The organism is Chitinophaga costaii (genome assembly GCF_900094705.1).
Classification (GTDB): domain Bacteria; phylum Bacteroidota; class Bacteroidia; order Chitinophagales; family Chitinophagaceae; genus Chitinophaga; species Chitinophaga costaii.
This window is the reverse complement of the sequence record NZ_FMAR01000014.1, coordinates 87,187-102,342: the sequence shown is the minus strand read 5'-3', so window position 1 is coordinate 102,342 and position 15,156 is coordinate 87,187. Positions and strand designations below refer to the sequence as shown.

The following is a 15,156-nucleotide window of genomic DNA, read 5'->3' as shown; positions in this document are numbered from 1 at the left end:
GTTGTATTATTAATAACCGAATATATGTCTTACTTTAAATGTCTAAAGTATGATTTATAACTTGCCGTTACACCTGAAAGAAGTTACTAAAAAATCTACCAAGCACGTCGTTGCCATGTCCGGCAGTAACCCCTTACAGCCGTACGCTTTATTTGTTGGAAACGATACTTTTTACACGCGTTTTGTAGCAAAGGAGCCGGAAAACACGGTATCAGTCAGCGACTTGCCGCTGGCATTGCAGACCCTTAAAGTTTACCTGCACAAAGGAGTTAAACCTCAATACATTGTTTGTAATGTGTTGGAGGATATGGAAAAGATGGAATCTTTTATATCTTTTTTACAACGGAGTCATGCTTTACGCCATGTACCGCTTTTTCTTTACAAGGAAGAAATCAGTATGGGGCAGCGGGAACAAATCCGTAAATTGGGTAGGGTTGATGATATCCTAGTGGGTACTACTACTACGGCCGCTTTCCAGGAAAAGCTGGAATTTGCCAACCGCTTGCATGCACATGCCATACAGGCTGCAGCGGAAAAGCGGCTACGCAATAGAAAGGCTTTTTCCAGGGCCATAAATATGGTGGCCAAACGCACCTTTGATATAGTATGTGCAGGAACTTTACTGCTCCTGGCAAGTCCTATTATGCTGATTATTGCCATCCTTATCCGGCTGGAATCTAAAGGGCCTATTTTTTATGTGGCTCATCGCGCTGGCTGCCGCTACCGGGTATTCCAGTTCTATAAGTTCCGTACCATGGTGGTAGGCGCAGATAAACAGGTAGAAAAAATGCAGCACCTCAATGGTTATGGAGAAGAAGCAGGGGACAAAGGCCCTATGTTTTTTAAACTTGCCAATGATCCACGAGTAACCCGTCTGGGAGCCTTCCTTCGCAATACCAGCTTGGATGAACTGCCTCAATTGCTGAATGTGATATTGGGTGATATGTCGCTGGTGGGCAACCGCCCCCTGCCGCTTTACGAAGCAGCTTCCCTGACCACCGACCATCATGCTGGCCGCTTTCTGGCTCCTGCAGGTATTACCGGTCTCTGGCAAATTAAGAAACGCGGTACTAAGTCTATGAGCGTGGGCGAACGTATAGACCTGGATATTGATTACGCGGAAAAACATTCCTTTCTCTATGATATGTGGATCATCGCCAATACACCTTCTGCGCTGATTCAAAAGGAAAATGTATAACTGGCATACACCCATTAAAAATTCTATTTTGCACCGAATACGCGGCTATGGCCATGAATAATACACAAGAAGAACCGCTGGTCTCCATCATCACTATCAATTACAACCAGGCAGCTGTTACGCATGAGTTCCTGGCATCTACCAAGCTTTTAGTATATACCCACTTTGAAATTATTATCGTAGATAATGGCTCCACTGCTACACCTGTACTGGAAGTAGATCCCTTGGAATATCCAGCCGTGAAAATAATCCGGAGTGAACGTAACCTGGGATTTGCTGGTGGTAATAACCTGGGCATGGAACATGCCGCGGGCGAATATTGTTTTATTGTTAATAACGATACGGAACTTACTCCGCTATTGTTGAACCATCTGCTGGAACCCTTCCGCATCAATCCTACCATCGGTGTTGTATGCCCCAAAATACGTTTTCATCATCATCCTACTGTCATTCAATATGCGGGCTTTTACCGGATGAACCTGCTTACTGGCCGTACTGGTGCTGTAGGTAGCCGGGAGGAGGATCTCGGACAACATAATACTTCTGGTTATACCTATAGCGCACATGGTGCTGCTATGATGGTTAAAAGAGAGGTGATTGAGAAAGTAGGCCGCTTTGCCGAAAAATTTTTCCTGTATTACGAAGAATCGGATTGGTCTGCCCGGATATTGCGTGCAGGGTATAAAATTTACTATAATGCCCAAGGGCTTATTTACCATAAGGAATCCATTAGTATAGGGAAAGACAACCCAGTTAAAGTTTACTATCTTACCCGCAATCGCATTTTGTATATGCGCCGCAACACTAATCCTGCCCAGTTGTCGCTATTCCTTTTATTTTTTACTTTCGTTAGCCTTCCCAAAGGTATTGTGCGATATGCTGTGAAAGGGCAGTTTGCACATTTACGGTCTTTCCTGAAAGGTACTTTCTGGAATCTTACTACTTCCCGTTATTCTGCGGTGTAGGTAGCTTATTGGTTACATATGAATACACAACCTACTAAAATAAAGGTATTGCAGGCCATCCGCCAGGGTTTGATAGGTGGTGGGGAAAGTCATGTACTGGGTTTGGTGGAACAATTGGATAAATTGCGCTTTGAGCCTATCGTACTTTCATTTTCGGATGGTCAGATGATACGCCAGTTAGAACGCATGGGCATCCACCATTACGTAATTCCTTCTGGAAAGGCATTTGATCTGCGTACCGCCCGGCAGGTAAAAGCATTATTGCGCCAGGAGCAAATAGACCTGGTGCATGCCCATGGCTCCAGGGCGGCAAGCAACCTGCTCCTGCCGGCCCGCTCTTTGAAAATTCCTATGCTGTATACAATTCATGGCTGGTCATTTCACGACGATCAGCCTTTTCTGCAAAAAACATTGCGGGTGTGGTCGGAAAAACTGCTCACCAGCCGGGTGCAGCGCAATATTTCAGTGTCTGCTTCCAACCAGCTTACCGGCCAGCAACATTTCAGCAGCTTCCGGTCTGTGGTGGTAAACAATGGAATTAACCTGCAAAAATTTAATGACCAGGGCACTTATCCCGATATCCGTCCGCAGTTGGGCATCCCGGCCCATCATACATTGGTGGGTTATATTGCCCGCATTACCCTACAAAAAGACCCTTTTACACTGCTACATGCATTTCACGAAGTATTACAGCATACGCAGGATATTACCCTGCTGGTGGTGGGAGAGGGTGATCTGCGCGACCGTACGGTAGCGCTGGCAAGTGAATTAGGTATTGCCGGCAACATCGTGTTCCAGGATTTCCGGGAGGATGTGCCAGCTATTCTGCAAGCTACCGACATTTATTGCCTGCCTTCTTTGTGGGAAGGATTGCCCATTGGCTTGCTGGAAGCCATGGCAACCCGCAACGCGGTAATTGTAACCGATGTGGATGGTTCCCGGGAAATTATCAAAGACCGGCAAAATGGCCTGATGATACCTGTGCAACATAAAATGGCCCTGGCCGCCGCTATCCTGGAATTGCACCACAACAAGCCTTTCAGGATTGCCCTGCAAAATGCCGCACAGGAATCTGTTCGTACGCTTTACAGTGTAGATCAGATGGCGCGAAAGATAGAACAGCAATACCTGGAAGTACTATCTGTAAACCGTTACCAGGCAGGTACCTTGCCGATTCAATCTTAATGGCCGCCGCCTGTTATACGGTTCTAAACTCAATGCATATGTCTGCTGTATTATATACTTTTTTCATTGTACTACAGGTAATCCTTTTGTTTTACCTGCTAATTCCCACATTCTTTTTAGTATTATACTGGCTGAAACGCCTGCTGGGCCGCAAGCCCCGTACCTGGGGAGCCTTGCAGTTGGAGAATACCAAGGAATATAGTTTTGCGGCCATTATAACAGCCCATAAAAATCTGGAACTGGTACCTCCTTTGGTAGATTCGCTATTGAAGCAGCATTACCGCAATTACAAAATTTATGTGGTAGCCGATGCCTGCGAAGAAGTGACCCTGCATTTCGATGATCCCACTGTAATAATCTTACAACCACCCACTGCGCTCAATGCCAAGATCAAATCCATTGACTACGCCATTAATCACTTTGTGGAACCGCACGATGCACTGATTATATTCGATGCAGACAACCTCGTGCATCCGGATTACCTGGCTATACTCAATGTATATTTTAACAGGGGGTATCGTGCGGTGCAGACGAATATGCTACCTAAGAATACCGATAGCCTGATGGCCCGGTTGGATGCTGCAGGCAACCTGTATTATAATTTCATAGACCGGCGTATGCGCATGGAACTGGGCATGTCCGCACATATCTGGGGATTGGGCATTGCTATTGAAACGGCGCTTTATAAATCTATCCTCTACCAGAATTTCCTGGGAGGTTTTGATAAAAAAGTGCAGGCGGATATTGTACGCCAGGTACCTATACTTGCCTATGCGGAAGACGCTATTGTGTACGATGAAAAAATAGATAGTGGTGCGGCCCTTGAAAAGCAGCGCACCCGCTGGCTGTATGCTTACTTCAAATACTTCCGCTACTCCGTAGCCGTGCTGTGGGCGGGCATTACACGTTTCAGCTTCAATCTCTTTTTCTTTGGATTGCAATTATTAAGGCCGCCTATCCTGCTGCAATTGCTGGCTGCGGCGCTGTTTTTCCTGATCAATGTTGTAGTAAGCCCTACCTGGGCATGGTATTGGGTTGGTACCGGTGTAGTGTTTGTACTGACCTTCTTTGGCATCGTAGCCTCCATGACACGCAATAAGGAGATTGTGAATGCGCTGTATTCGTTGCCACTGGTTTTATTTCATCAATTACGCGCGTTATTTAATATGAAGCGCGCTACAAAGGCTTATCTAAAAACGGAAAACTCCAAAGTGGTGTACATACAGGATTTGCTAAATACTAAAAAGTAAACTGATTGCCATATTTGCCCATGCCGTCCGGTCGTTTTTATAATGGCCGGACGATGTTATTATATACCGGCTGTATTATTCACATGCGGGGACTGCTGTTCTATTTTTTCCAGTAGCATAGGGAGCAGTACCAGCACCACCGGCACCAGGAAACAACGGCTTTCGGCCACTACAGAGCTAAGCAGGTGTACCAACACCCATACCGGCACCAGCACCAGAAACCAGGTGCGTAGTAAAACATGATTGCAACGGAAGGTAAAAAAGGCCGTTAACCATAATACGCTCAGCACCCCATACATTTCAAAATAACTTTTTAATGCCTGCCCGCTGGCAAGGTTCACTTTTAGTAAAGATAATCCCACGGTGGCTTGATAAGTAGTCACAGGCTCCGGCGCGCGATATCCATAATGCATGCGGATACCTGCAAATATGGCTATGTATAAAATTCCGCTGGCGGCAGTGATTACCCAGGTGCGTAGGGGGGGCCAACGAAAAGATTGTCCGCTTACAAAACTGGGCAGGGTAGCGCGGGAGGCAAAATAAATGACCGGGATGAGCAGGGAAGTTTCGCGGTTCAGCGCGCCCAGTATGGTGATGAGGATAATCCAGGCATCCTGCCGGCGGTATAGGATGACGCAACCGGCCCAGAGATACAGCACAACATCCAGGTAGGTATTAAAGGAAAGATCACTGTTATGCACTCCATTGCCCGTAATGTAGGCGGTAAAAAGCAGGCCCAGGCCGATCAGCCAATTGTTTTTTACGAAAAAGGCCAGCAGCGAAAATTCCAAAAGATAAATCAGCATTTGCAGCAGCAGCCGGAAAAGGATGAATAGTCCCAAGTAGATCATTGCGTCTTTACTGCGTACCTGCGCCCGAAATACGCCGTGCTGCGGGGTAACATCATCATCGAAGTGCATGTGTTCTTCCAGGGGAAACACCCGGTCTATAGTATGGTCATACACCCATTTGGCACCCTGTAGAAGCAGGGGACAAAAAACCCGGTACTGCCAGGGATTGTAAAAGTCGGACCGGTTTTCCATGAACTGAACCTGCCGTTCATATTGTTCTACACCCCTGGCATAGAAGTAATTTTTATAAATGGGGTAGGCGGAGGATATGAGCAAGCTGCCTACCAGGAATAATTGCTTATACCATGCACCTTGGTAAACTTGACGTAAGCGTTCGAACATAAAAATTTATTTAGGCAGGGCGTTGTAAAAATACAGGATTGCCGCTGCTTTAACCGTTTTTGGGGTTAATAACGAAAGAAAAAATAAGCCAGGAACACCGCCGCGATCATACCCGCGAAATCTGCGATCAGCCCGGCTACCAGCGCATACCGCGTATTGCGGATATTGATGGAGCCGAAATATACGGAGATCACGTAAAAAGTAGTTTCTGTAGTGCCTTGTAAAATGCTCACCAGGTAACCCACGAAACTATCGGGCTTGTAGGTCTTCATGGTATCTACCATAAGGGCCCGGGCGCCGCCCCCACTCAGGGGTTTCATAAACATTACGGGCAGGGCCGGCACAAAATCTGTGTTCATGCCCAGGGCGGCAAAAAGGGCCGCAATGCCATTTACCACATAATCCATGCAGCCGGTGGCGCGGAACACGCTAATGGCTGCCAGCATGCCTACCAAGTAGGGAATAATATTCACCGCAGTTTGGAAGCCTTCCTTAGCCCCCTCGATAAAGGTTTCGTACACGACAATTTTTTTTACCAACCCTGCTACGATAAATAATACGATGATCCCAAAGATAATGATACCGCCCAGGGAAGCTGTTTTGGGTGCAATGTCTTTGGGTGGGAGGCTTTGCACCCAATAGAACAGGGCGGCCATGATGACCATGAAACCAGCCAGGAATATTAGTACTGGTATTTTAAAAATATTGATGCGCTGAAACAGGGCGATCACAAAGATGCCCACGATAAACGCTATGAAGGTTGAGAGCAGGGTAGGTACCAGGATATCGGCAGGATTGGATGCGCCGGCGGCCAGGCGCAATGCAATCACCGAAGTGGGAATGATGACCACGCCGGCGGAGTTAAGTACCAGCAGGGCTATCTCGGCATTGCTGGCCGTATCGTGGCTGGGGTTTAGCTCCTGCAATTGTTTCATGGCCTTCAGCCCGAAGGGGGTAGCGGCATTGTCCAGCCCAAGCATGGTGGCCGAGAAGTTCATCACCATAGATCCCATGGCCGGGTCGCCTTTAGGTACCTGGGGAAATAATTTGGAATAAAAGGGATTTACCAGGCGGGCAAATACATTGATCACCCCGGCTTTTTCACCAATTCGCATAATACCCAGCCAAAAACTCATGACGCCAATCAGGCCCAGGGAAATTTCTGCCCCGGTTTTAGTGCTGGCCATTAAGCTGTTCATGACTTCCCCGAATACGGTGGCATCGTGCAGTATAAGTGTCTTAAAAATGGCCACCACAAAGGATATCAGGAAGAAAGCAAGCCAAACATAGTTCAATGCCATAGGTGAATGATAATTTCCAAATGAACAATTTTCAATGTCAATGATAGGATATTGAGTTTCAATTTACAATACTTCATGGTAAAAAAATAGGTGAAGGGAAACTGCCGGCTGGAACCACCCTATCCGGTGGGCTGGTAGGGGCAACCGGAAAATGCCTGATCCGTTGGGTAGAATTGTAAATCTGTAATATCTTTGCGCAAATTTTTTTAAATGGCGTTGCAAGCAGGAATCGTAGGTTTACCGAATGTTGGAAAGTCCACATTGTTTAATGCAGTGAGTAACAGTGCAAAGGCACAGGCCTCCAACTACCGCTTTTGTACCATTGAGCCAAACGTAGGCCAGGTAGATGTACCGGACTATCGCATGGAGAAACTGGCCGAGCTGGTAAAACCGGAAAGAATCGTTCCTACCAGTATTGAATTTGTAGACATTGCCGGGCTTGTAAAAGGTGCTAGCAAGGGAGAGGGCCTGGGTAATAAATTCCTGGCCAATATCCGCGAGGTAGATGCTATTGTGCATGTGATCCGCTGCTTTGAGGATGAGAACATTCTCCGCGAAGAAGGCGCTATCAACCCCGTGAGTGATAAAGAAATTATAGACACCGAACTCCAGCTCAAAGACCTGGAGAGCGTGGAGAAAAAGATAGCCCGCACAGAAAAAATGGCCAAAACCGGCGGTGATCCTAAAGCCAAGGTAGAGTTTGAAGTGTTAAAGCGCTGCCAGGCCCACCTGGAACAAGGCAAGAACATTCGCGAACTGGACCTTAGCAAAGAAGAAAAAACCGCTACGGCCGATCTTTTCTTGCTCACTGAAAAACCAGTGCTGTATGTAGCCAACGTAGATGAAGCCTCGCTTCATTCCGGCAATAAATTTTCCAAAGCCCTGGAAGAAGCCGTGAAGGCGGAAAAAGCACAGGTAATCGTGATGAACAATACCATCGAAGCCCAGATTTCTGAAATGGAAGATCCGGCAGACAAGGAATTGTTCCTCGGCGAATATGGGCTTAAAGAGCCAGGTCTGAACCGCCTCATCCGCTCAGCCTATCAACTGTTGGATCTGATCACCTACTTCACTGCCGGCGTGCAGGAAGTACGCGCCTGGACCATCCACACCGGCTGGAAAGCCCCCCAGGCCGCCAGTGTAATCCACACCGATTTTGAAAAAGGTTTCATTAAAGCAGAAGTCATCGCCTACGAAGATTTTGTGAAATATGGCTCTGAGTCTGCCGCCCGCGACAATGGTCGGCTGCGCATTGAAGGCAAGGAATATGTTGTAGCAGATGGGGATGTAATGCATTTCCGCTTTAATGTATAGCGGCTTTCAGACCACTGGTCACGATTAATTGCTAAAGCAACTAAAAAGGGGTAGGTTTACTGCCTGAAGATACTCGCGCGTAAAGCGCTGAGGGTTACAACAAAACCAAGACAGCCTGGAGATCTATTCTCCGGGCTGTCGCTATTTCAGGGACCCAGGAATAGGGGTGTAGCGTACTACAAATTATACCCAATAGCAGCATACCATTGTGCACCCACCGTAGGATTACCCCATGATTGGACGTAAGCCTTATTAAGCATATTTACTCCGCCAATCTTCAGGGTAACTTTAGGTTTAGGTAAAAGTTTCGTTAGCTGGGCGTCTACCGTGCCATAAGCTGGTATTTCGCTCAGGCCTTTAGCGTTTACCACGGCGCTGACGAAATTCGATTGCCATACAAGTTTTTGCTGCCAGCGGTAGGTAACGTTAAATCCAATGTTGGAACCACCTATATTGCGATTGCCCACGTACAGGTTGTACTTCACTTTCGGGGTATTGTAGCTGGCTACGAAACCGTTCAGGCTTTTCTGGTCCAGCAGTTCGTTATAGGAAATATTACCCCCTGCCACGAAATGTTTTGGGAAATTATAATCCAGTCCCATGGCCCATCCCCAGCTATGGATGTTCTTATTATAATTTACCGGGATGGCAAAGATGTTGCGGGTAGTGGGGGAAGTAGGTTGTACCAGGGCTTGTGTGCCGCTGAAATTTTCAAAGTTGTTCCAGTAGGCGTAGGCATCTATTACGAGTTGCTGTGAAATGAGGCTGCGATAGCCAATTTCGAAGGCCTTTATCTTCTCCGGTTTATAGTCCTGGAAAACGTATTGTTGAGGTGCGCCGGCTTGTACGGATTGGATGGTGTACAGTGGGCCTGTGGTCAGGTGATAGCGTTCCCGGAAAAAGGGCAGGCCACCCAGCAGGTGGGCGGAGGGGGTGGTTAGGTCAATATACTGATCTTGGCTGGTGGGGATGCGGAAACCAGTTTGGTAAGATGCGCGGATGTTATGGGTGCCGCCCAGGGTGTATACCGCCGATACGCGGGGGCTGAACTGCCCGTCGAAATTCATGTTCTTATCGTATCGTAAGCTAGCGGTGATTTTCAGGTGTTCCTGCAGGAGTCTTTTGGCCACTTGTACATAGCCACCACCTTCCTTAATGCGGAACTCTTTTCCGTTATCATCCAGGGCAAAGAGGGTGCCTTCAGAATTTAGATCGTACACGCGGTAATTACCGCCCACCAGCAGGTCCATGAACCGAAGAAGGCTGGAAAAATTATACATAAACTCACCCTGGTATAAATTAGACTTATCAGTAAATTTAGCGCCCACGCCAGCCGCGCTGCCGGGAATGGGGCGGTGCTTTACGCTGTCTGCCGCAGCATTAAAGGCGGACGTGCCAGGCAGCAGGCGGCCCTGGTCTGCCACGGTTCGTGCATCATTGCGGAACTGGTCACCGCCTTGTTTGGCAGCGGTGGTGGCGGCGGCGTACGCTGCTGCAGGGGCCTGTCCGCCAGCAAGGGCGGTTTGAAAGGTGGTAGCGAAGGCTTGCAAAGACTCGCCTGCATAGGTATTAAAATATTGTCCAAACCAGGTGGGGCTGGACTTCCATGCTTCGTTTATGCCCGATCCCAGGATGCCGATGGCATAACTGTCGCCGGAACGTTCCTGGGTGGTATAGGCCCGCACATAAAAATTCTCGCCAAGCACCTCGGCCTTGTATTGCCCCATGTGAAAATTGCGGATGGAATAGCGGTCGGCTCCCGTGTATACTGTAGTAACGTTGCCATAACTACCTTGCAGAATAGCCTCTGTTTTGGGCGTGATGTGGTAGTGGAAGGCAGCGCTTACTTTCAGGTTCCTGGTCTTATTATCCGTTAGATCTCTTTCATTATAACCGGTGCGCGACACGAAGGCGTGTGCGCTATCGGGCATGATGGAGGAAAAGATCATTTGTGGGGTAATGTTACCACCGGAGGAGGCGGAAAGTTGCTGTATGTTTGCGCCCAGCGGATTATTGTTGGTAAAGGCCAGGGGCATCAGCATGGAGTACATATTCACATTGGACTCATCACCATAAATGTTTACCCCATTGTATGCCTCGTTGGTAGCACGATGGCCAGTTTTCAGGTTATAACCGTTTTGTAGGCTCTGATCTTTACTGTCATAGGCCTGCCAGTCTTTGGCCTGCAGATAGCCGAAGTTCACTTTAAAGGCAAATTTATTATTAAACGCTTTTGCATAGCGTAGGTTCACGTCGTAAAAGCCGGTGGTGGAGGTGCTGCGGCCATCGTCAGACAGTACACCAGACTTCACCACGGCGCTCAGGCCCTGATAATCGAATGGATTTTTACTGTTCATCAGCAGGATACCATTTAGTGCGTTGGGGCCATAAAGCGCGGAACTGGCGCCGGGCAATAATTCTACCCGATCCAGATCCAACTCCGTAATGCCAATGATATTACCCAGTGGAAAGCTCAGGCCAGGAGCCTGGTTATCCATCCCATCTACCACTTGTACCAGCCGGGTATTGCCATTGCTGGCAAAACCACGGGTGTTCACCGATTTAAAAGTAAGGCTTTGGGTACTCACGTCTACGCCTTTGATATTGGCTAATGCATCGTAAAATGAGGGAGCGGGTGAGTTGCGGATACTGCGTGCATCCAACTGCTCGATAGACACGGGCGATTGCAGTATGCTTTCCGGTACGCGGCTGGCAGCTACTACTACTTCGGTGCCGTGCATCTCACCGGTATTGAGCTGCACTTGTATAGCTGACTCGTTGTGTACCACAACTTCTTCCCGCTCAAAACCTACCGATGTAAATACCAGCGTTACTGGCCAGGCATGTTGCAACGTAATGCTGAAATGGCCTGCCTCATCCGAAATGGCACCGGCCTTGTCGCCTTTCACAGCAACAGTTACACGGGCCAGCTTTTCATGCGCGTTTTTATTTGTAACTGTACCGGTAATCGTAACTTTTTGCGTGGCTTGTGCCAGGGAAAGAAAAGGAATAAATATATATGATAACAGCCATCCAAGCAGAATGTACTTCATAAGGGAATAAATTGGTTTTAATGGAAAGCAGGAATCTTTCCCTACACATTGCAGTGAACTAAATGTAATGGAAATAAAAGCATCCCTCTGTTAATGACTAATGCTGGCAAGGGCCTGCGGTTATGGATATAATAACTCGATTTATAAAGATATTGGTGTGGCGGGATATTGAATTGATAACATAAAAAAGCGTCGCCACACCCGATTTTGTGCAATAGGCACACAAGGTAATTAATCCTGCAAAAAAGTAGTAAGAATAGCGCCTATCTTTTCATGTTCTATTAAGAAACCATCATGGCCATAGGAAGAATCGATCTCATAATAGCGGCCATCCTGAAGATGTCGGGCCAGGAAAAGCTGTTCCTCCGGCGGGCAAAGGATATCGCTGGTAATGCCCATGAGCAGGGAGGGCTGGGGAAGAGTGGCCAGCAGGGAGGCGGCATCTGCCTTCCGGCTACGGGCAATGTTATGACTGTCCATAGCCTTGCTTAGCAGCCAGTAGCTTTGAGCGTTAAAACGTTTTACCAATTTTTCTCCCTGGTATTCGATATAAGAGGAGGCGCGGAAATGATCCGTTTTTTCTTTATCGGGATCAGTTTGCGTACGCACAAAGGTTTGGTAATTGCGGTAAGTGAGCATGCCAATGGCGCGGGCTGCTTTAAGGCCTTTCGCTCCAGCATTTTCCGTGTTTTCCTGCCAACTGTTGTCGGCGGCGATGGCCAATCGCTGGGCGGTATGAATAGCAATGCCCCAGGCGCTTTCGGCAGCACCGGTGCAGAGCAAGAATAATTTTTCGATGCGGCTGGTTTCCGTTAAGGCCCATTCCAATACCTGGTATCCACCCATGGAGCCGCCGGCCAGCAGGGCTATTTGTTCAATGCCCAGGTGCTGCCGCAGCAGGATGTGGGCTTTTACCATATCGCGAATGGTTACCGCGGGGAAGCTATGATACCAGGGTTTACCGGTAAAAGGGTTTACCGACAGTGGTCCGCTGCTGCCGTAGCAGGAACCCAGGATGTTGGCACACACAATGAAATGCCGGGCTGGGTCAATAGCGCCACCAGTACCTACCAGGCCGGGCCACCAGTTGGCCACATCCGCATTGGCGGTGAGAGCATGGCATACCCATACCACATTATTACGGTCTGCGCTAAGGGTGCCGTAGGTATGGTAGGCAATGCGTAGGTCGGGCAGTATATCGCCAGATTCCAGCTCAAATGGTGTATTACTATGAAAAACGTGTACTCCCAAAAAAAACAAATTTGCGCAAACCTACGTCATGCATAGCGAATTGTCAATTGCCGCTTCATATTTTAGACAATTCACAAACAAAGCCCCCTGGTATCCCTCCTTGACCGGAGGCCGCCCACATGCCTTGAGCAAATGCCCGCCCATCCCGGTTTTGGGATAGGGCATGGAATCGTTGTAAGGTTTGTTTATATTTGATGATTGAAAATGCTGAAAATATGAAAGTTAAATTACAACGGATAGACGATGCTTTTAACATGGAAGCAACGGATGATGCCGGGCATAAAGTGTTAATGGATGCAGGTGAAAGTGCCGGTGGCAAGGGAAATGGCGTACGCCCTATGCAAATGCTCCTCATGGGCCTGGGCGGCTGTTCTGCTATTGATGTGGCGATGATCCTGAAGAAGCAACGCCAGGAGGTAACTGATTTCCGCATAGAAATAGCGGGAGAACGCGAAAAGGAAAAAGAGCCGGCCCTCTGGGAAGATGTACACCTGGTGTTTCACCTGGCTGGTAATATAGATCCAGACAAGGCAGAACGCGCAGTGGAACTCTCTATGAATAAATATTGCTCCGTAGCAGAAACATTACGCCAGGGGAAAACAAACCTTAGCTGGGAAGTAAAATTGAATCAATAAAACGTACCCACTAATTGTAGGATGAACCAGGTAGGCCTGCTCGCCTATTCTGTCCATCTTACAGTTTATGGAGTACCTAGCACCTTTTTTCATGAGCCAAGACGAATACCAATACCATCCGGAAACCCGCGCAGTGCGCATCCGGTCTGAACGTACAGACAACATGGAGCATTCTTCGCCCATGTACATTACTTCCTCTTTTACTTATCCGGATGCGGAGCGCATGCGCGCCACCTTTGCCGACGAGACCGACGATTATATTTACAGTCGCTTTAGCAATCCGAATGTAGATGAAGTAATAGACAAAGTAGCCATGTTGGAGGGCGCACCTGCGGGTTATGCCACGGCATCGGGCATGAGTACCATTTGGGCCAGTTTCATGGCCTTGCTCAGTGCCGGCGATCATCTGCTAGCCTGCCGCGCCATTTTCGGATCTACCCACACCCTCATCACTAAGTACTTACCGAAATACGGCATCCAGTACGACTACTTCGACATTAATGATCCTACCAGTATTGAAGCGCTGATAAAGCCTAATACAAAGATGATCTTTGTAGAAACGCCGTCCAATCCGGGACTGGATGTGATAGACCTGGAATGGCTGGGCAAACTGGCCCGCAGCCACAATGTTATCCTTAACGTAGACAACTGTTTTGCTACCCCTATCTTGCAGCGTCCCCTAGCACTAGGTGCACACCTGGTTACTACTTCCGCCACCAAATGGATGGACGGGCAGGGCCGCGTACTGGGTGGAGTGGTAGTAGGAGAGCCAGACCTTATTAAACAGATTTACACCTTCTGCCGCAGTACCGGGCCATCGTTGTCGCCCTTTAATGCCTGGGTGCTGAGCAAAAGTCTCGAAACCCTGCCAGTACGCATGGCGCGCCATTCCGAAAGTGCGCTGAAACTGGCTACAGCCCTGGAAGGCAATCCCCACCTGGTATGGGTGAAATATCCTTTCCTGCCCAGCCATCCTCAGTACGCCATCGCCAAAAAGCAAATGAGTGGCGGCGGAGGTGTGTTTTGTTTTGAACTGAAAGGTGGCGTGGAACAGGGACGGCGTTTTCTGGATAGCCTGCAATTGCTTTCCCTCACCGCCAACCTGGGCGACAGCCGCAGCATTGCTTCACATCCCTCCTCTACCACCCACGCCAAACTCACGGAGGAAGAAAGGTTGCTGGCGGGCATCACCCCGGGCCTCATCCGCATTTCCACAGGCCTGGAATATCCGGACGATATCCTGCATGATATTGTGCAGGCGTTGGATAAGAGTAAATAAAATGTATCAGGTGCAATGTATGATGTGCTATGATTAGTATACTCGTTAAAGTGTTATGGATAGCCTCCAGTTGTTTTTAATATCTAACATTTATTACCGGATACATCGTACATAATACATTGCACATAATCCCATAAATTATGAAATCCTTCTCCCACTTTATCCTTGTTATGGTGCTTAGTTATTTTGCCGGTGTATTTTTGCCGGTGTGGTGGGGCTTTGCGGTGGCGGTTTTTTTGGTGACGTTGATATTGCCGTTGCGGCCTGGCAGTAGTTTTTTGGGCGCGTTTGCAGGCGTATTTTTGCTTTGGCTGTTGCTTACCTTTATAGCCGATATCCGCAATGACCATATCCTGGGCAACCGGATGAGTCAATTGATTTTTAAGCTAAACGCCCCCTGGCTGCTTGGCCTGGTTACAGCGCTCATAGGTGGGTTGATAGCGGGTTTTGCCGCCATGGCAGCTGCTTACCTGCGTTTTCCCCAAAAGGTGAAACGTGTGCCATACGCCTCATAATCTTTACGGTAGCCGCT

General features: G+C 48.2%; 12 protein-coding genes. 8 read left to right on the top strand and 4 right to left on the bottom strand.

Annotated elements, in window-relative coordinates; translation table 11 throughout:
* Positions 1–49: 49 nt before the first annotated feature.
* Genes GA0116948_RS16965 through GA0116948_RS16950 form a run of 4 tightly spaced genes read left to right on the top strand, consistent with a single transcriptional unit; the run spans position 50 to position 4,598 of the window.
* Positions 50–1,198: a sugar transferase gene (locus tag GA0116948_RS16965; protein WP_165798529.1), complete on the top strand. Its 1,149-nt coding sequence runs from the start codon at positions 50–52 to the stop codon at positions 1,196–1,198.
* Positions 1,199–1,251: 53 nt separating this feature from the next.
* Positions 1,252–2,163: a glycosyltransferase family 2 protein gene (locus GA0116948_RS16960; protein ID WP_205686179.1), complete on the top strand. Its 912-nt coding sequence runs from the start codon at positions 1,252–1,254 to the stop codon at positions 2,161–2,163.
* 18 nt (positions 2,164–2,181) lie between these two features.
* Complete coding sequence (locus GA0116948_RS16955) at positions 2,182–3,348, top strand: glycosyltransferase (RefSeq protein WP_089714380.1); 1,167 nt, start codon at positions 2,182–2,184, stop codon at positions 3,346–3,348.
* 38 nt (positions 3,349–3,386) lie between these two features.
* The gene (locus tag GA0116948_RS16950; protein WP_165798528.1) at positions 3,387–4,598 is read left to right on the top strand and encodes a glycosyltransferase family 2 protein; all 1,212 of its coding nucleotides are present in this window, start codon (positions 3,387–3,389) and stop codon (positions 4,596–4,598) included.
* Positions 4,599–4,657: 59 nt separating this feature from the next.
* Here the strand turns inward: GA0116948_RS16950 and GA0116948_RS16945 are convergent, their stop codons facing one another.
* Complete coding sequence (locus GA0116948_RS16945) at positions 4,658–5,791, bottom strand: hypothetical protein (RefSeq protein ID WP_089714375.1); 1,134 nt, start codon at positions 5,789–5,791, stop codon at positions 4,658–4,660.
* A gap of 65 nt (positions 5,792–5,856) precedes the next feature.
* Entirely contained in the window at positions 5,857–7,092 is a 1,236-nt protein-coding gene (locus GA0116948_RS16940; RefSeq protein WP_089714374.1) for a nucleoside recognition domain-containing protein, read from the bottom strand.
* 210 nt (positions 7,093–7,302) lie between these two features.
* Here GA0116948_RS16940 and ychF point away from each other — a divergent pair, with 210 nt between their 5' ends.
* Positions 7,303–8,406: a redox-regulated ATPase YchF gene (gene ychF, locus GA0116948_RS16935; RefSeq protein ID WP_089714372.1), complete on the top strand. Its 1,104-nt coding sequence runs from the start codon at positions 7,303–7,305 to the stop codon at positions 8,404–8,406.
* Between the two features lie 176 nt (positions 8,407–8,582).
* Here ychF and GA0116948_RS16930 read toward each other — a convergent pair whose 3' ends face one another.
* Positions 8,583–11,459, bottom strand: a complete 2,877-nt coding sequence (locus GA0116948_RS16930; protein ID WP_089714370.1) for a TonB-dependent receptor — start codon at positions 11,457–11,459, stop codon at positions 8,583–8,585.
* Between the two features lie 231 nt (positions 11,460–11,690).
* Positions 11,691–12,710 (bottom strand): homoserine O-acetyltransferase MetX, encoded by a 1,020-nt coding sequence (gene metX, locus GA0116948_RS16925; RefSeq protein ID WP_089714367.1) that lies wholly within the window; start codon positions 12,708–12,710, stop codon positions 11,691–11,693.
* A 215-nt stretch (positions 12,711–12,925) separates the two neighbouring features.
* Between metX and GA0116948_RS16920 the strand changes: the two genes are divergently transcribed.
* From GA0116948_RS16920 to GA0116948_RS16910, 3 genes are all read left to right on the top strand, one after another.
* Positions 12,926–13,345, top strand: a complete 420-nt coding sequence (locus GA0116948_RS16920; RefSeq protein WP_089714448.1) for an OsmC family protein — start codon at positions 12,926–12,928, stop codon at positions 13,343–13,345.
* Between the two features lie 67 nt (positions 13,346–13,412).
* Complete coding sequence (locus GA0116948_RS16915; RefSeq protein ID WP_240619259.1) at positions 13,413–14,624, top strand: trans-sulfuration enzyme family protein; 1,212 nt, start codon at positions 13,413–13,415, stop codon at positions 14,622–14,624.
* 140 nt (positions 14,625–14,764) lie between these two features.
* Positions 14,765–15,139 carry a hypothetical protein gene (locus tag GA0116948_RS16910; protein ID WP_089714363.1) on the top strand — a complete coding sequence of 125 codons (375 nt, stop codon included), beginning with the start codon at positions 14,765–14,767 and terminating at the stop codon, positions 15,137–15,139.
* The last annotated feature ends 17 nt before the right edge of the window (positions 15,140–15,156 follow it).